This window comes from Micromonospora sp. MH33, from assembly GCF_003013775.1.
Lineage (GTDB): Bacteria > Actinomycetota > Actinomycetes > Mycobacteriales > Micromonosporaceae > Micromonospora > Micromonospora fulviviridis.
Map to the genome: position 1 here is coordinate 1 of NZ_MUYZ01000139.1, position 16308 is coordinate 16308.

Annotated in this window: 14 protein-coding genes; 7 read left to right on the forward strand and 7 right to left on the reverse strand. The window is 75.1% G+C overall.

Features of this window, described 5'->3' with window-relative positions:
• The coding region (locus tag B0E53_RS20565) for a glycosyltransferase family 39 protein (protein ID WP_210406153.1) at positions 1–1419 on the reverse strand (1419 nt) is incomplete at its 3' end.
• A 185-nt stretch (positions 1420–1604) separates the two neighbouring features.
• Between B0E53_RS20565 and B0E53_RS20570 the strand changes: the two genes are divergently transcribed.
• Positions 1605–1892, forward strand: coding sequence for a chorismate mutase (locus B0E53_RS20570; protein ID WP_107077559.1), 288 nt, complete (start codon positions 1605–1607; stop codon positions 1890–1892).
• Positions 1893–1935: 43 nt separating this feature from the next.
• Here the strand turns inward: B0E53_RS20570 and B0E53_RS20575 are convergent, their stop codons facing one another.
• Positions 1936–3267: a cation:proton antiporter gene (locus tag B0E53_RS20575; protein ID WP_107077560.1), complete on the reverse strand. Its 1332-nt coding sequence runs from the start codon at positions 3265–3267 to the stop codon at positions 1936–1938.
• A gap of 403 nt (positions 3268–3670) precedes the next feature.
• Between B0E53_RS20575 and B0E53_RS20585 the strand changes: the two genes are divergently transcribed.
• Positions 3671–3907: an MbtH family protein gene (locus tag B0E53_RS20585; protein WP_146167722.1), complete on the forward strand. Its 237-nt coding sequence runs from the start codon at positions 3671–3673 to the stop codon at positions 3905–3907.
• An 81-nt stretch (positions 3908–3988) separates the two neighbouring features.
• Positions 3989–5749 (forward strand): fatty acyl-AMP ligase, encoded by a 1761-nt coding sequence (locus B0E53_RS20590; RefSeq protein WP_107077562.1) that lies wholly within the window; start codon positions 3989–3991, stop codon positions 5747–5749.
• Positions 5750–5800: 51 nt separating this feature from the next.
• Here B0E53_RS20590 and B0E53_RS20595 read toward each other — a convergent pair whose 3' ends face one another.
• Positions 5801–6706, reverse strand: coding sequence for an ABC transporter ATP-binding protein (locus B0E53_RS20595; RefSeq protein ID WP_107077563.1), 906 nt, complete (start codon positions 6704–6706; stop codon positions 5801–5803).
• 117 nt (positions 6707–6823) lie between these two features.
• On the opposite strand from B0E53_RS20595, the gene B0E53_RS20600 reads away from it, so the two are divergent.
• The 4 genes from B0E53_RS20600 (at position 6824) to B0E53_RS20615 (ending at position 11048) form a co-directional block, all read left to right on the forward strand.
• Positions 6824–7378 carry a metal transporter gene (locus tag B0E53_RS20600; protein WP_107077564.1) on the forward strand — a complete coding sequence of 185 codons (555 nt, stop codon included), beginning with the start codon at positions 6824–6826 and terminating at the stop codon, positions 7376–7378.
• A complete protein-coding gene (locus B0E53_RS20605) occupies positions 7375–8637 on the forward strand; it encodes a sensor histidine kinase (RefSeq protein ID WP_246835514.1) in 1263 nt (420 codons plus the stop codon). The genes B0E53_RS20600 and B0E53_RS20605 overlap by 4 nt, the downstream gene beginning before the upstream one ends.
• Entirely contained in the window at positions 8634–9290 is a 657-nt protein-coding gene (locus B0E53_RS20610; protein WP_107077565.1) for a response regulator transcription factor, read from the forward strand. Before B0E53_RS20605 ends, B0E53_RS20610 begins: the two co-directional genes overlap by 4 nt.
• Positions 9291–9569: 279 nt before the next feature.
• Complete coding sequence (locus B0E53_RS20615) at positions 9570–11048, forward strand: tryptophan 7-halogenase (protein WP_107077566.1); 1479 nt, start codon at positions 9570–9572, stop codon at positions 11046–11048.
• Between the two features lie 78 nt (positions 11049–11126).
• On the opposite strand, the gene B0E53_RS20620 is transcribed toward B0E53_RS20615, so the two are convergent.
• The 4 genes from B0E53_RS20620 to B0E53_RS20635 all read right to left on the reverse strand — a co-directional run.
• Positions 11127–12431, reverse strand: a complete 1305-nt coding sequence (locus tag B0E53_RS20620) for a glycosyltransferase 87 family protein (RefSeq protein ID WP_107077567.1) — start codon at positions 12429–12431, stop codon at positions 11127–11129.
• A 154-nt stretch (positions 12432–12585) separates the two neighbouring features.
• Positions 12586–13161 carry a hypothetical protein gene (locus B0E53_RS37720; protein ID WP_168215377.1) on the reverse strand — a complete coding sequence of 192 codons (576 nt, stop codon included), beginning with the start codon at positions 13159–13161 and terminating at the stop codon, positions 12586–12588.
• Between the two features lie 180 nt (positions 13162–13341).
• The gene (locus tag B0E53_RS20630; RefSeq protein WP_107077568.1) at positions 13342–13995 is read right to left on the reverse strand and encodes a class I SAM-dependent methyltransferase; all 654 of its coding nucleotides are present in this window, start codon (positions 13993–13995) and stop codon (positions 13342–13344) included.
• A 58-nt stretch (positions 13996–14053) separates the two neighbouring features.
• Positions 14054–16308 (reverse strand): amino acid adenylation domain-containing protein (locus tag B0E53_RS20635; RefSeq protein ID WP_107077569.1); only part of this gene is annotated, 2255 nt, incomplete at its 5' end.

Consider the following 16308-nt stretch of genomic DNA (forward strand, 5'->3'; position numbering starts at 1 on the left):
CGACCGCCCCGGCCGCCGGCCCACGACGACCAGCGCCACGCCGGCCGCCGCGGCGGCGGCCAGCGCCGGCCAGGTCAGCCAGGGCAGGAACCCGGCGTACCGGCCGGCCAGGTGAGCCGTCCAGGCGAGCTGGACGAGCAGCACCGCCGGGAGCAGCCAGGTGGCCCACCGGTCCCGCAGACCGCGCCAGGACACCACGACCCCGGCGGCGGCGAGCGCGGCCAGCGGCAGGGCCAGCGTGGCCAGGTACGCCCGGTGCGTCAGCGTCATCCCGCTGAACACCACCACGGCCGTGGCCAGCCAGCCGCCCCAGAGCACGGAACCGGCCCGGGTGGGCGCGGCCGGGCCGGCGCGGCGGTGCCGCAGCAGTCCCGCCACGAGGCCGGCCAGCGCCAGCGGGTAGAGCCAGCCGATCTGGGTGGCGTACCCGGCGTCCACCAGCTTGTGCCAGGACTCGGCCGGCGGCGCGGCCGGGTCGCCAGGGCCCGGCGGGGCCGCGGGGTCCGGGGTCGTGAACCCGGAGCGGACCGCGCCCGGCACGTGCCCGCCGAACCGGTCCAGGCCGTTGTAGCCGAAGACCATGGCGACCGCGCTGTCGTTCGTGGTGCCGTCCACGTAGGGGCGGTCCCCGGCAGGCACGGCGGTGAGCAGCAGCACCCAGGCCAGCGACACCGCCACGGTGACCGCGCCGGCCAGCGCCACCTGCCCGAGCCGGCGCCGCCAGGAGGCCGGGGCGAACGCCAGCCAGGTCAGCGCGAACGCGGGCAGCACCAGCCAGGACTGGAGCATCTTCGCCTGGAAGCCGAGGCCGACCCAGACCCCGGCGAGCACCAGCCGGCCCGTGCGCGCCCCGGCCAGCGCGGCGACGAACGCGTCCGCCGCCAGCACCAGGCACATGGTCAGCGCGGCGTCCTCCATCGGGTGCCCGAACATCGACGCGACGATCGGGGTGAGGGCGAACATCGCGGCGGCGAGCAGCCCGGCCGGCGCGCCGCACCAGCGGCGGACCAGGCGGTACAGCACGAGCACCGACACCACGCCCTCGACCACCTGGGGTAGCACCAGCGACCACGGGTGGAAGCCGAACAGCCGGGCGGAGAGCGCCTGTGGCAGGAAGGCCCCGGCCAGCTTGTCGACGGTCACCGTGGCACCCGGGTCGAACGCGCCGAACAGGAACGCCCGCCAGCTCACCGACATGCTGCGTACCGCGACCGCGTAGTACTCGGCGTACCCGGCGTGCCGGATCTGCCAGCCGTAGACGACGGCGGCGAGCGCGGCGACGGCGAGCAGCGCCGGGCGGGCCCAGCGCGGCTGGTCCGCCGGCGACCGCCAGAAGCGCAGCCGGGAGGCCCGGGTCGGGGCGTCGGCGGCGCGCTCCGGCGCCGGCTGGGCGCGCGTCACGGTTCCGGCGTCGGCCACGGCGCTCCCTCCAGGGATCGGTCGGGATGCATGCCGGAAGCACTGTAGGGGCTGGCGTCGCGATTGGGCAGCGCGCCGGCACGCGTACGACTGACGCCCGGACGCAGTCGAACGGTGACCCGCTTCCCGGATCGGGCGGGGACGGTCAGCATCGGCACCGGCCCCGACACCGCACGAGGAGGTCGATGGTGGACGAGACGACGGGTACGCCGACCCGACCGGCCGACGGCCGGCCCCCGGAGATCTCGTCGATGCGACGGCGCATCGACGAGATCGACGCGACGATCATCGGACTGTGGCAGGAGCGCGCCGGGCTCTCCCGGCAGATCGGCCGGCTGCGGCTCGCCTCGGGCGGCACCCGCCTGGTCCTCTCCCGGGAGCAGGAGATCCTGGCCCGGTTCCGCGCCGGCATCGGCGACGAGGGCACCCAGCTCGCGCTGCTCGTGCTGCGGGCGGGCCGCGGGCCGCTCTGACGGCGTACCGTCCCGGTGGCCGGACCGGCGCGGAGGCCGCCGGTCACCGGGGCGGCGCCGACCGCAGCTCCGGCGCCGGCACGGCCCGGGCGGCCTGCCGCAGCTGCTCCTCGGCGGTGGTCTCCACCCGCCGCATCGCGGCGCGCAGCACCGGCGGCGCCATCAGCGAGGTGACGATGGCGACCAGCATGACCACGGTGTACGACTGGGTGTTCAGCACGCCCAGCCGCAGCCCGACCATCGCGATGATCATCTGGACGACACCCCGGGAGTTCATCCCCGCGCCGATCGCGAGCGCCTCCCACCGGTTGAGCCGGCTGCCCAGCGCGGCGACGAACGTGCCGGCGAACTTGCTCACCACGGCGACGGCGAGCACGGCGAGCGCGGCGAGGAGCACCGGCGGGTCGGCCAGGCCGGTGAGATCCATCCGCAGCCCGGCCGTGGCGAAGAAGAGCGGCGCGAAGACGGCGAGCACCATGGTCCGCAGCGGCGCCAGCCGGGCCGGCTCCAGGCCGCCGCAGACGTTGATCAGGATGCCGCAGAGAAAGGCGCCGAAGACCGGCTCCATGCCGAGCGCGTGGGTGCCGGCCGCGCCGAGGAAGACGATCGCCGCCGCCGCGGTGAGCGTCGGGCCGGGCTCCGCCGACCGGGTGGTGGCCCGGAACGTCCACCGCACCACCGGCCGGCCGACCACCACGGCGACCAGCAGGATCACGGCCAGGTGCAGCACGGACAGCGCCACCTGGCCGGCGCGCACGCCGGTGGTGGCCATCGCGGCGACCACCGAGAGCATCAGCCAGCCGAGCACGTCGTCGATGGCGCCCGAGGCCAGGGTGAGCTGCCCGACGTTGCGGTGCATGAGGTTCATGTCGAGCAGGGTCTTGGCGATCACCGGGATGGCCGTCACGCAGAGCGCGACGCCGAGGAACAGCGCGAAGACCGTCCGGTCGCCGGCTCCGGCCATGAAGGACGCCGGCAGCACCAGGCCGACGGCGGTGCCGAACAGCAGCGGCAGCAGGAAGCCGGCCAGGCTGATCCGGGCGGCCGTGGCCCCCTGCCGGCGGACCATCCGCCAGTCCAGCTCGGTGCCGATGATCCCGACGAGCAGCAGCACGCCGACCATGCCGACGGCGTCGAGCAGGTGGAACTGGCCGGTGTCGCGGGGCAGCAGCCAGTCGGAGACACCGGGGGCCAGCGGCTCCAGGACCGACGGTCCGAGCAGGACGCCGGCGGACAGCTCGCCGACGATGGCCGGCAGCCGCAGCCGGACGGCGAGCCGGCCGAGCAGCAGCGCGAGCAGCAGCAGCACGCCCAGTTGCAGCAGCAGGAGCAGGACCTGGTCGGCGCTGATCGGGGCGACGGGACTACTGGGCATCGTGGCAGCGCTCCTCGGGGCCGGGTGCCGTGGGGTATCCGGCCGCGCGCGGTCGCGGGCGGTACGACGCCCGGCTCCGGCCGGCGCCGGGGAGTCCGGTGACGCCGGCGGCGGCGAACGGCTCGACGGCGGTGCGGGGCGTCGGGCCGGCCGTGTCATCGTTCCAGCCGGCCAGCGGAGGCGTCAACATGCTCCGGCGCCCGCTGTCCAACCGTCCCGGCGACGCAGTTGTACGCCCTGCGGGCGGCCACCCGGCGCTCTTGTTCGGTCACGCGGGGCTGGTCCATAGTACTCGCGGTGGAGCCGTGGCCGCGCCGTCCGGGCGGGCCGTGGCCACGCCGCCGGCGGCTCCGCGCGGCGGCGTTCGGCGACCACCCGCCACCACCGTGATCCGTTTCGTTCGATGGAGGGCGACGCCGTGCCGAATCCGTTTGAAGACCCCGACGCCACCTACCTGGTCCTGGTCAACGACGAGGGCCAGCACTCGCTCTGGCCCGTCTTCGCCGACGTCCCCGACGGCTGGAAGACGGTCTTCGGCGAGGCCGGCCGGCAGGACTGCCTCGACTACATCGAGAAGTCCTGGACCGACATGCGGCCGAAGAGTCTCGTCGAGGCGATGGAGAAGCAGTCCCGGAACTGACCGCGGGGCCGCCGCGCCACCGCCGGCGGCGCCGCCCGCGACCCGGCGTCGGGCCGGCGCCACGACCTGAGGGGGCACGTCATGACGATCGACCTCGACGGGTACCGGAGCGTCAGCGACGCGTTCGCCGCCCGCGTCGCGGCCCGGCCCGACCGGACCGCGCTCACCGTCGCGCACGGGCCGGCGGAGGAGCAGCAGCTGACCTACCGGGAGCTGGCCCGTCGGGTCGACCGGCGCGCGGCGGCGCTGGCCGGGCGGCTGGCCCCCGGCGCCCGGGTGGTGATCGCCCTGCCGACCGGGACCGAGTTCGCCGAGCTCTACCTGGCCTGCCTGCGCGCCGGCCTGGTGGCTGTGCCGGCCCCGGTGCCCGGCGGCTCGGCGACCGCCACCGAGCGGGTGGCGGCGATCGCCACCGACTGCGCCCCGGGTCTCGTGGTGACCACCGAGCAGGACCTGGCCGCGGTCGCCGCGCAGTTGGCCGGGCACAGCCTGGAAGGGCTGCCGGTCGAGGCGGTGGGTGACGCCGGCGCGGGCGCCGCGACGGCCCCCGCTGGCCGCCGGCCGGACCGGGACGCCGTGGCCGTGCTCCAGTACAGCTCCGGCTCGACCGGTTCACCCAAGGGCGTGGTGCTGACCCACGGCGCGGTGCTGGACAACCTCGCCGCGCTGGCCGGGCACGACCGCCTCGGCCCGGACGACCGGTTCGGCGGCTGGCTGCCGCTGCACCACGACATGGGGCTCTTCGCCCAGCTCACCGTGGGGCTGCTGATCGGCGCGCCGGTGGTGCTGATGCCGCCGGCGCAGTTCGTCCGGCGACCGGTGGAGTGGTTCCGGCTGCTCTCCCGGCACCGGATCACCGTCACCGCCGCGCCGAACTTCGCGTACGACCTGTGCCTGCGGCTGATCCGCGACGACCAGCTCGACGGGCTGGACCTGTCGGCGCTGCGGTACGCCTGGAACGGCTCGGAGCCGATCCACGGGCCCACGATGACCGCGTTCACCGAGCGTTTCGCCCGGATCGGGCTGCCCCCGTACGCGGTGGCCCCCGCGTACGGGATGGCCGAGTGCACGGTCTACGTGAGCACCAAGCTGGCCGACGAGCCGCCCACCGTACGCCAGGTCGACCGGGCCCGGCTGGAGTCGGCCGGCGAGCCCGCCCTGCACCCGGTCGACGCGGGCGGCAAGCCGATGGTCGGGGTGGGCCGGCCGGTGCCGTTCACCGCCCGCATCGTCGACCCGCGCACGCACCGCGAGCTGCCGGCCGGCCGGATCGGCGAGGTCTGGTTGCGCGGGCCGGGTATCGGCCGCGGCTACTGGGGCCGGCCGGAGGCCAGCTCGGCCACCTTCGGGGCCCGGCTGGCCGACGGCGGGGACGGCGACTGGCTGCGGACCGGGGATCTCGGCGCGCTGCTCGACGGCGAGCTGTTCATCACCGGCCGGCTCAAGGAGCTGCTCATCGTGCACGGCCGCAACGTGGCCCCGCAGGACGTCGAGCAGGAGGCCCGGGCCGCGCACCACGCGCTCGGCGGTCAGCTCGGCGCGGCCTTCGGCGTCGCCGCCCCGGACGAGCGGATCGTGCTGGTCCACGAGGTCCACCCGAAGACTCCCCCGGCCGACCTGCCCGGGGTGGCCAGCGCGGTCACCCGCCGGCTCACCGTGTCGTTCGGCGTTCCGGTGCGCAACGTGGTGCTGGTGCGGCGCGGCACGGTCCGCCGAACCACCTCCGGCAAGATCAAGCGGATGGCCATGCGGGAGCGGTTCCTCGCCGGGGACCTCACCGCGCTGCACGCCGAACTCGAACCGGCGCTCCGCGACGAGCTGCCCGCCGGCTCCCCCACCTGACCCGCGCCGCGCCCGGAAGCCGCCGTCCGTGGCGGCCCCCGGGCGTGGGCCTCACCGCCCGGCGCCGACCAGCCGGCCGCCGGGCGCCCCCGCCGCGCGGGTCATGTAGCTGAGCACGAGTTCCTCCAGGCGGACCGGCTCGACCGTCCAGGACGGGTCGGGCAGCAGCCGCTCGGCCCGGACCACCGCCCGGCTGTACCGGCCGGTGTGCTCCATCCCGATCACCTCGACCTGCGGGTGCAGCAGGTCCAGCTCGCCGCGCGGGGCCACCACCCGGTGGTGGCCGGCCAGCAGGTCGGCGACGTCGCCGGCGACCTGCACCCGGGCGTCGCAGAGCACGATCAGGTAGTCGCAGACCAGCTCCACGTCGCTGAGCAGGTGCGAGGAGAGGATCGCGCTGGCGCCCAGCTCGGAGACGAACTCCATCAGGTTCTGCAGGAAGCCGTTGCGGGCCAGCGGGTCCAGGGCGGCGGCCGGCTCGTCGAAGATCAGCAGCTCGGGGCGCTTCGCCGCGGCGATGGTCAGGGCGAGCTGGGCGCGCTGGCCGCCGGAGAGGCCGCCGGCCTTCTGCGCCGGGTTCAGGCCGACCTGGGTGATCCGACGCTCGGCGAGGCCCTGGTCCCAGGTGGGGTTGAGCCGCGCGCCCATCCGCAGGTGCTCGGCCACGGTGAAGCCGGCGTACACCGGGGTGTCCTGCGCGACGAAGCCCACCCGGGCCAGGTGCGCGGCGTCCGACGCCGGCGGCGCGCCGAGCACCCGCAGGCGGCCCGCGGTCGGCGCGGTCAGGCCGCACGCGAGGTTCAGCAGCGTGGACTTGCCGGCGCCGTTCGGGCCGACCAGGCCGATCACCCGCCCGCGCGGGACGTTCAGGTGGCAGTCCGTCAGCGCCGTCCGGCTGCCGTACCGCTTGGTCAGGCCCTCGGCCTGCAGGACCGGCGGGGAGTCGTCGTGTGGCATGGACCCATCCTGCGAACCCGGCCCGGCGGCAGCATCGGCCCAAAGCACGGTTCGCCGCGCCCGCGACCGTACTTTTGACCGGTTCGCCCGGCCCGGGTTTTTCCTAGCCTGGGCGTCATGACCAACACCAATCGACCGGCCGGTGTGGCCGGGATCCTCTTCAACGTCGGCCTCGGCGTGGTGTTCGTGCTCGGCCTCACGTTCACCGCGTTCATGATCTCGGACAGCTGGGGCACCGGGTACGCGATCTTCAACGGCACGGTCGGCGTGCTCGTCTGCCTGCTGGCCATGCTGCGCGGCGTGGACCGGTTCCGCACCGCGGTGGCCGGGATCGGCCTCGCGGCCGCCGCCGTCGTCGTCTCCCTGGTCGCCGACCTGCCGCAGGAGCCCGGCCCGATCACCGGGCTGGCGCTGGCCGTGCTGGTCGGCTCCGCGCTGCGTACCCTGCCGTTCCAGACGGCCGCCGCGATCGGTGCCGGCGGCCTGCTGGTGGTCGTCGGCAGCTACCTGTCCGCGCTCGACAACCAGAGCGGGTTCAGCGCGGTGACCGTGCTGGACGCGCTGGGCTGGCTGGCCGCCGTGGCGGCCGGGCTGACCCTGCGCGGCAGCGACGCGCGCACCGGCGTCGCACCGGCCCCCGCCGCCTGGACGCCGTCCGCGCGGGCCCGGTGACCGTGTCCGATCTCGACCAGCTCTCCCCGCTGACCGGCGCCGGCCGGGCGGACGGCGCCCGCCGTTCCCGCCCGGCCGGCGCGGTCGGCGGGCCGGGCTTCCGTAACGTGGGCGGGGTGAAGATCTGGGACCGGCTCGCCGGCACCGCAGCCGACCTGGGGTTCGCCCTCGCGTTCCTGGTCGCGCTCGCGGTCGAGGCGGTCGCCATCGCGCAGACCTGGGGCGCCCGGTACTGGCTGTTCGGCGGGCTCGCCGCCGTGGTCGTGGGCGTGCTCGCGCTGCTGCGCCGGTGGCACCGGGGCTGGCTGGCCGTCGCCGGGCTCTTCGCCGTGGCGTGCACCGTGCTGGTCGCGCGGCTGGCCCACCTGCCGGCCGAGCCGGGCCCGGCCATGGCGCTGGCGCTGGCGGTGCTGGTCGGGGCGGCGGTGCGTACCCTGCCGCCGGTGCCGGCGGGCGCGCTGGGCGCCGCCGGCCTCGCCCTCGTGGTGGGCAGCCAGTTCGCCGCCCGCCCGTCCAACTCCGGCATCGCCTCGGTGGCCGCCCTGGACGGGCTGGCCTGGCTGGTCGCCGTCGGGGTCGGGCTCTCGCTGCGAATGGTCGACGCCCGCAACCAGGCCACCGCCGAGAAGGTACGCCAGGACGAGCGGCTGGAGCTGGCCCGCGAGCTGCACGACGTGGTCACCCACCACATCACCGGCATCGTGGTGCAGGCCCAGGCCGCCCAGCTGGTCGCCGGCAAGCACCCGGAGAAGCTGCCGGCCACCCTGGCCGGGATCGAACTGGCCGGCTCGGACGCCCTCGCGGCCATGCGCCGCGTGGTCGGGCTGCTGCGCGACACCGAGGACGCGGCGCCTGCCTCGCCCGGCCCGGAGCAACTCAGCGCACTGGTCGAGCGGTTCAACCGGCACGGCCCGCCGGTGCGGCTGCGGATGGCGGAGCCGGCCGCGGAGTGGCCGCCGGAGGTGACCACCACGGTCTACCGGATCGTCCAGGAGTCACTGACCAACGTGTCCCGGCACGCCCCGCACGCCCGGTCGGTCACCGTCACCGTCGGCCAGGACGCACAGGGCATCTCGGTGGAGGTGGTGGACGACGCGCCGCCGGGCCCCGCCCGCAAGGGCCACCGCAGCGGGTACGGTCTGGTCGGGATGCGCGAGCGCGTCCAGACCCTCGGCGGCACGCTGCGGACCGGTCCCCGCGCCGGCGGAGGCTGGTCCGTGCTGGCCACCCTCCCTCTCCCCTCCAGGACGGCACGATGACCATCCGAGTGCTGCTCGCCGACGACCAGGCGATGATCCGCGGCGGCCTGCGGCTGATCCTCGAGGACCAGCCGGACATCAGCGTGGTGGCCGAGGCGTCCGACGGCGTCGACGCCATCGCCCAGGCCCGCCGGCTGCGCCCGGACGTGTGCCTGGTCGACATCCGGATGCCCCGGCTGGACGGCATCGAGGTGACCCGGGCGCTGGCCGGCCCGGGGGTGCCCAACCCCATGCGGGTCATCGTGGTCACCACCTTCGACCTCGACGAGTACGTCTACGGCGCGCTGCGCAACGGTGCGGTCGGCTTCATCCTCAAGGACGCCGGGCCGGCCCTGCTGGTGGAGGCGGTCCGCGCCGCGCACAACGGCGACGCGCTGGTCTCGCCGTCGGTGACCCTGCGGCTGCTCAAGCACGTCACCACGGCGGGCAGACCGGCCCGCGGCCGGCCCACCCCCAACCTCTCGGAACGGGAGATCGAGGTGGTCCGGGCGATCGCCCGGGGGCGCACCAACCAGGAGATCGCCGCCGAGCTGTTCATCTCGCTGAGCACGGTCAAGAGCCATCTCTCCGGCATCCAGACCAAGCTGGGGCTGCGAAACCGGGTCGAGGTCGCCGCGTGGGCGTGGGAGAACCGCGTGGTGGAGAGCAGCTGACCGGCGCCCTCCATCCTGGTCGGGATCCCGCGTCCGCGCCAGCGCCGGGGGTCGACGGTCGCCGATCCGTGCAACCGCCGACACCCGCCGGTCGAACGGTCCGGCGGCCGTGTCCGGCGTCCCTTCCGCCGGCCTGGCGAACACCGGCCGGGAACACCGATCATGCTGCTCGGGTGGTCGCCCGCGGGGGCGACGGGTGACCCACGCCGATGAGCCGCCGTGGGCGGGACGGTGTCCGCCGTGTCCCGGGCCCCGGCCGCGTGCAGGGCAGGAGGATTCGTGGCAAGCCAACCGGAAGAGTTCGACGTCATCGTCGTGGGTGGAGGGCCGGGCGGGTCGACCGCCGCGTCGCTGACCGCCAAGGCCGGGGCGAAGGTGCTGCTGCTGGAGCGGGAGACCTTCCCGCGCTACCAGATCGGCGAGTCGCTGCTCCCCTCGACCGTGCACGGCATCTGCAACCTGCTCGGCGTGGGCGACGAGATCGCCGCGGCCGGCTTCATGAAGAAGCAGGGCGGCACCTTCAAGTGGGGCACCAGCCCCGAGCCGTGGACCTTCGCGTTCGCGGTCTCGCCCCGGATGGCCGGGCCGACCTCGCACGCGTACCAGGTGGAGCGGCGCCGCTTCGACCAGATCCTGTTGGAGAACACCCGCCGGCTCGGCGTGGACGTCCGGGAGAACTGCGCCGTCACCGAGGTGATCGCCGACGACGAGCGGGTCCGCGGCGTGCGGTTCACGCAGGGCGGGGAGAGCCGGACGGCGCACGCCCGCTTCCTGGTCGACGCCTCCGGCAACAAGGGCAGCCTGCACGGCAGCGTCGGCGGGCAGCGGGAATACTCGCCGTTCTTCCGCAACCTGGCGCTCTTCGGCTACTTCGAGGGCGGCAAGCGACTGCCCGCGCCGAACAGCGGCAACATCCTCTGCGTCGCGTTCGACGCCGGCTGGTTCTGGTACATCCCGCTGTCGGACTCGCTGACCAGCGTCGGCGCGGTGGTCCGCCGGGAGATGGCGCACAAGGTGCAGGGCGACCAGGAGCGGGCGCTGCACGACCTGATCGCCGAGTGCCCGCTGATCGCCGACTACCTGTCCGACGCCACCCGGGTCACCGAGGGCGACTACGGGCAGGTGCGGGTGCGCAAGGACTACTCGTACTGCAACACCTCGTTCTGGCGCCCCGGCATGTGCCTGGTCGGCGACGCCGCCTGCTTCATCGACCCGGTCTTCTCCTCCGGGGTGCACCTGGCCACGTACAGCGCGCTGCTGGCCGCCCGGTCGATCAACAGCGTGCTGGCCGGCGCGGTGAACGAGGAGCGGGCCTTCACCGAGTTCGAGCAGCGCTACCGCCGCGAGTACGCCGTCTTCCACGACTTCCTGGTCAGCTTCTACGACCTGCACGTGGACGAGAACTCCTACTTCTGGCAGGCCCGCAAGGTGACCAGGAGCAGCGCCCCGGACATGCAGTCCTTCATCGAGCTGGTCGGCGGCGTCGCCTCCGGCGAGGACGCGCTGGCCGGCTCGACGGACCTGATCCGGCGCCAGGGCGAGCACACGGCCGAGCTGGGCGCCGCGGTGAACGCGATCAGCCCCGGCGGCAGCGGCTTCCTCGGCCGGTCCAGCCTGGTCGCCGACGCGATGTTCGAGGGCTCCCAGATCCAGGCGGGGGTGCTGTTCGGCGAGGACGCGCCGCAGGAGCCGCCGCTGTTCGAGGGCGGACTCGCCACGGCCGGCAACGGCCTCATGTGGACCGAACCGAAGAACTGACGCCCACCCCGACGCCCCCGGCCCGCCCTCGGCGGCCGGGGGCGTCGCGCGTCGATGGTCCCGGGGCGCGCGTAGCCGTCAGGCGGGCTGAGGGGCCGGTGCGGGCGCCGGGGCCGCACGCGGCGCGGCCGGGGCCCCGGCGGGGGCGGTGAGGGCGTCCCGGACGACCTGGCCGCAGAGGTACGCGGTGACCGCGACCCGGATGAGGATGGCGGCCGGATACTGCCAGTCGGCGGTCAGCGCCTCGCCCAGGTAGCGCCACACGGCCACCCAGTGCAGCACCTCGGCGGCCTGCCAGAGCGCCCAGTCGCGCAGCACCCGCCGCCCCGGCACGTGCCCGCGGGCCAGCACCAGCAGCGGCAGCAGCCAGAGCACGTACTGCGGCGAGTAGACCTTGTTGGTGAGCAGGAACGCCGCCACGGTGAGGAAGCCGAGCTGGGCCAGGGTGGGCGGGCGGCGGGCGTAGCGGGCCAGCGCGGCGACGCCGAGCAGGAGCAGTACGAGCACGCCGAGGGCCACCTCGTTGACCGCCGGCACGGGCGCGCCGAGGAGTTGGAGGGCGTACCACAGGGAGCCGAAGTCGGCCTCGCGGGCGGCGTTGAACCGCCAGAACTCCCACCAGCCGTCCGGGTAGAGCACCATGACCGGGGCGTTGAGGACCAGCCAGACCGCGACGGCGGCGGCCAGCGTCCGGCCGAACTCGCGCAGTCGGCGGTCCCGCAGGCAGAGCAGGAGCAGCGGCCCGAGCAGGAAGAGCGGGAACAGCTTCGCCGCGGTGCCCAGGCCGATCATCGCGCCGGCCAGCAGCGGCCTGTCGTACGCCCAGGCGAGCACCGCGAGCACGGCGGCGGCCACGGCCAGCAGGTCCCAGTTGATGGTGCCGGCCAGCGCCAGCGTCGGGGCGGCCGCCACCAGCAGCGCGTCCCGGGTGCGCCCGCCGGTGCGGCGCAGCACCGCGTGCACCGCCCAGACCGTGACCAGCGCCAGCGCCAGCAGCACCACCAGGTTCACCAGGAAGTACGCCTGCGCGGCGGTGGCCTCGTCGGCGCCGGCGGTGAACAGCCGGGACAGCCGCGCCGTGAGGTCCATCAGGTACCCGCTGCCGACCGGATACTCCAGCGGCGGCCCGGCGGGCTGCGGCGCGTACGGGAAGGCGCCGTCGATGAGCCCGCGACCGCGGAACAGGATGGGGATGTCGCTGTAGCAGTAGCTGCCGAAGGCGAGCCGGGTGTCCCAGGGCCAGCCGGCGTAGTGGCAGGGCCACTTCTGCGCGAAGCCGACCGCGAAGGTGAGCACCGTGGCGACGAGCGGCAGCGTCGGTACGCCCCGGCGGGTCCGGGTCGGTGGTCGCTCGGGTGCCGTGCCTCGACCGTCCGCGTCCATGGGTCCTCCCGTCGATTCCGCGCACCTTTTCCGGCGACCACGCCGGCTTTCTGCCCGTGGTTTTCGACGGCCGCGGAAAAGCGGCCGGAATACGACGGGAGCGTCGCCGTACGACTGCGGAGTTCCGGCAGTCGCACGGCGACGGAACGGGTTCTCAGGCCGGACAGGCGCCCTCGATGACCAGTTCGGTGACCCGCCAGCCCTCGGCGGCCTTCGCCAGGGTGGCGTTGACCGCGCTCGGCCCCTGGGCCTGCTGCTGCGGGCCGAGGTTGTCGACCGGCTTGCCGTCGGCCTTCACGAACGGCCAGTCCGAGTTGTCGAAGCAGCCGGTGAGCTTGGCGCTGGTCGGTGCGGTGGCCAGGCTGAAGGCGGTGACCACCGGCTTGCCGATCTTCGGGTTGCCCTGGGTGCGCACGCCCTGCTCCCGGTAGGTGGTGAGGATGGTCTTGACCGTGAGCAGCGCCTGGCCGGAGGCGTACTTCGGCAGGTCCGGCGCGTCGGCGGCGCCGGCGTTGCTCGCCGCGACGAAGGTGTCGAGCAGCTTGAGGTAGACGTCGACCCCCTCCTGCACCGCTGCGGCCGCCGCGGGGTCGGTGGTCGCCACGGCCGAGGGGGCGGCCGCCGACGACGAGGACCGGCCGGAGGCCTCGCCCGACGTCGTGCCGCAGCCGGCGAGCGCCAGCAGCGCCACCAGGCCGACCCCCGTGAACCGACGAACGTGTGCAGCCATGAGTGGCCCTTTCCATGCGATTCGGAAAACGGTCCCGCGCCCCGGAAGCCCCCGGCCAGAACCACCGGGGACGCCATTTCGGCATCACGCGGGCGCAGCACATGGGTACCACAAACAGAGAATGGTCGACACGAATGCGTTCACACGCTTCCGTCCACCCTGGACGGGGTGCGGCGCCGGTCAGGCGTGGGGTGCGCGGACCGTACGGAGCAGGAAGCCGGGCAGCGCGAGCTGCTGACCGCCGGTCTCCGCGGCCACCTGGATCTCCTCGACCGCCGTGCCGACCCACTCCGGCTCGGCGAAGCCGGCCCGCAGCAGCTCCTCGGTCACGCCCCAGCCCTGGCCGTCCGCCAGCGAGACCGCCAGCACGAAGACGGTCGCGCCCGGCGCGGCGAGGCCCGGCAGCGCCGCGAGGTACGCGTCCGCCGCGCCGCCGCCGCGCCGGACGAGGCTGTGCAGCAGACCGGAGTCGAACACCGAGTCGAACGGCGCCGAGGGCAGCGACAGGCGCGTGGCGTCCTGGACCTCGAAGTGCACCGTGAGGCCCTCGCGGGCGGCCTTGGCCCGGGCCTGGTCGATCGCCACCCGCGAGATGTCGACCGCCGTCACCTGGTGGCCGCGGCGGGCGAGGGCGATCGCGAGATCGCCGGCGCCGCAGCCGATGTCGAGCACCTTCGGGCCCTTCACCCCGCGGTCGAGCACCGCCGCGAGTGCCGGTTGCGGTCCGCCGATGTCCCAGGGCGGGCCGCCCGAGCCGGCGGTGTCGCGGTAGACCTCGTCGTAGTCGATGTCATAGGGCTGGTCGCCGTCGACCGTGACGTCCCGTGCGCTCATGGCAGACCCCCTGGACAACCCGGCCTGTTCAGCATCCCACCTCGCGACGTGCGGCGCGTCAACCGGTGCGCAGCGCGTCGGCGAGGCCGCGCAGGGTCGGGTTCAGGTAGAGGGTGCGCGGGTGCAGCCGGGGCAGCCCGCGTTCGCGCATGATGGCCGCCATCCGGACGGCCAGGAGCGAGTTCCCGCCCAACTCGAAGAAGTTGTCCGCGACGCCCACCGGGCGGCCGAAGACCTGCTGCCAGACGCCGAGCAGCCCGCCGGCCAGGTCGTCCCCGGCCGCCTCGGCGGGCGCCTCGGGGGCGGCCGGCTCGGGCGCCGGTTCGGGCAGGGCGTCCCGGTCGACCTTGCCGTTGGCGGTGGTCGGGAGGGCCGGCAGCACGGTGATGGTGGCCGGAAGCATGTACTCGGGCAGCATCCGGCGCAGCCGCTCGCGCAGCGGCGCGGCCCCGCCCTCGGTGAGCACCACGTAGGCGTCGATGCGGCCGGTGGCCGGGTCGTCCGGGTCGGCGCGGCGCAGCATCACGGCCGCCGCCGCCACACCGGGGCACTCGGTCAGCACCGAGCGGATCTCGTCCAGTTCGATCCGGAAGCCGCGCAGCTTCACCTGGTTGTCGATCCGGCCGAGGTGTTCCAGGGTGCCGTCGGGCAGCAGCCGGCCCCGGTCCCCCGACCGGTAGGTCCGCTCCCCCGTCTCCGGGTCGACACGGAAACGCTCGGCGGTCAGGTCGGGGCGGCCCAGGTAGCCGGCGGCCACCCCGACGCCGCCGACGTGGATCTCCCCCGGCACGCCGGGCGGGACGGGCCGGCCGGCGGTGTCGCGGACCCGGACGGACCAGCCGGGCAGCGGCCGGCCGACGGAGCGGGAGGCGGCCAGTGCGCCGGCCCGGGTGACGTCGCCGGCGGTGACGTGCACGGTGGTCTCGGTGATGCCGAACATGTTGACCAGCCGGCACGCCGACTCCGGGTGGCGGTCGAACCAGGGCAGCAGGCTCCGCGCGTCCAGCGGCTCACCCCCGAAGATCACCAGGCGTACGGCGAGCGGGCCGGCCGCCTCCCGGTCGGCCTCGACGAGCTGGGCGAAGCTGGACGGGGTCTGGTTGAGCACGGTGACCCGGCGCTCGACCAGCAACTCGTGGAACTGCTCCGGGGAGCGTGAGACCCAGTACGGCACGACGACGAGGTGCCCGCCGGTGAGCAGGGCGCCCCAGATCTCCCAGACGGAGAAGTCGAACGCGGCGGAGTGGAAGAACGTCCACACGTCCGCCGGCCCCAGCCCGAGATCGCCACGGGTGGCGTCGAGCAGGCCGACCACGTTGGCGTGCGGGACCACCACCCCCTTCGGCCGGCCGGTGGAGCCGGAGGTGTAGATGACGTACGCCGGGTCCGCCGGGCCGGCGGTGACGGCCGGTGGCGTGCCCGCCCCGGCGGCGCCCGCCTCGGCCAGCGCGGCCGGGGTGACCGGGGTGATCCCGTCCACCTGGGGGAACTCGGCGTGCGTGGTGACCAGCACGGTGAGCCCCGAGTCCCGGACCGTGTACGCGAGCCGGTCGGCCGGGTACGCGGTGTCCATGGGCACGTAGACCGCGCCGGCCTTGAGCACCGCGAGCAGGGTGGCGACGAGTTCCGCGGAGCGGTCCAGGCAGACGCCGACCAGGTCGCCGTCCCGGACGCCGCGCGCCCGCAGCCCGTGGGCCAGCCGGTTCGACCACTCGTCCAGCTCCCGGTAGCTGACCCGGGCGTCCTCGGCGGAGAGGGCCACCGCGTCGGGGCGCTCGGCCACCCGGTCGGCGAAGACGTCGGGCAGCCGCCGCGGCGTGCTCGCCAGGGGCCGGGCCGGCCGGCCGAGGGCGGCGATCCGCTCCCGCTCGACCGGGTCGTCGAGGTCGGCGGCGGCGACCGGGGGCGGCGTGGCGGCGGTGACCTGCCGGTGCAGGTGGGCGAGGTGCCGCACGACCTGGGCGGCGACGGCCGGTGACACGGCCCGCAGCCGGTGCCGCCAGCGCAGCTCGACGTGCCCGTCGGCGTCCCGGCCGACCACGACGGTGAGCGGGAAGCGCGGGGCGAGGCAGGGCACGTATTCGTCGGCCGGGTCGCCGAGGTCGAAGGCGAGGCCGAGCGGGAGGTCGTCCGGGGTCGCCACGGCCAGCGCCGTGACGTCCTTCCCGGCCCGGACGCCGAGCGCGCCGACCACCGGGGTCTCCTCCGGCTGGTAGCGGGCGAGCAGCACGGCCAGGGCGGCCAGCCAGCTCGCCGGGTCGCCGCCGGGGTGTCCGGGCAGGACGCTGCGGTCCTCGCCCCAGGCGTCGCCGG

What these genes read in the sequence shown, in the direction of transcription:
- B0E53_RS20570 (WP_107077559.1), top strand. Translation starts at nt 1,605, where the DNA reads ATGGTGGACGAGACGACGGGTACGCCGACCCGACCGGCCGACGGCCGG.
- B0E53_RS20575 (WP_107077560.1), bottom strand. Translation starts at nt 3,267, where the DNA reads ATGCCCAGTAGTCCCGTCGCCCCGATCAGCGCCGACCAGGTCCTGCTC.
- B0E53_RS20585 (WP_146167722.1), top strand. Translation starts at nt 3,671, where the DNA reads ATGGAGGGCGACGCCGTGCCGAATCCGTTTGAAGACCCCGACGCCACC.
- B0E53_RS20590 (WP_107077562.1), top strand. Translation starts at nt 3,989, where the DNA reads ATGACGATCGACCTCGACGGGTACCGGAGCGTCAGCGACGCGTTCGCC.
- B0E53_RS20595 (WP_107077563.1), bottom strand. Translation starts at nt 6,706, where the DNA reads ATGCCACACGACGACTCCCCGCCGGTCCTGCAGGCCGAGGGCCTGACC.
- B0E53_RS20600 (WP_107077564.1), top strand. Translation starts at nt 6,824, where the DNA reads ATGACCAACACCAATCGACCGGCCGGTGTGGCCGGGATCCTCTTCAAC.
- B0E53_RS20610 (WP_107077565.1), top strand. Translation starts at nt 8,634, where the DNA reads ATGACCATCCGAGTGCTGCTCGCCGACGACCAGGCGATGATCCGCGGC.
- B0E53_RS20620 (WP_107077567.1), bottom strand. Translation starts at nt 12,431, where the DNA reads ATGGACGCGGACGGTCGAGGCACGGCACCCGAGCGACCACCGACCCGG.
- B0E53_RS37720 (WP_168215377.1), bottom strand. Translation starts at nt 13,161, where the DNA reads ATGGCTGCACACGTTCGTCGGTTCACGGGGGTCGGCCTGGTGGCGCTG.
- B0E53_RS20630 (WP_107077568.1), bottom strand. Translation starts at nt 13,995, where the DNA reads ATGAGCGCACGGGACGTCACGGTCGACGGCGACCAGCCCTATGACATC.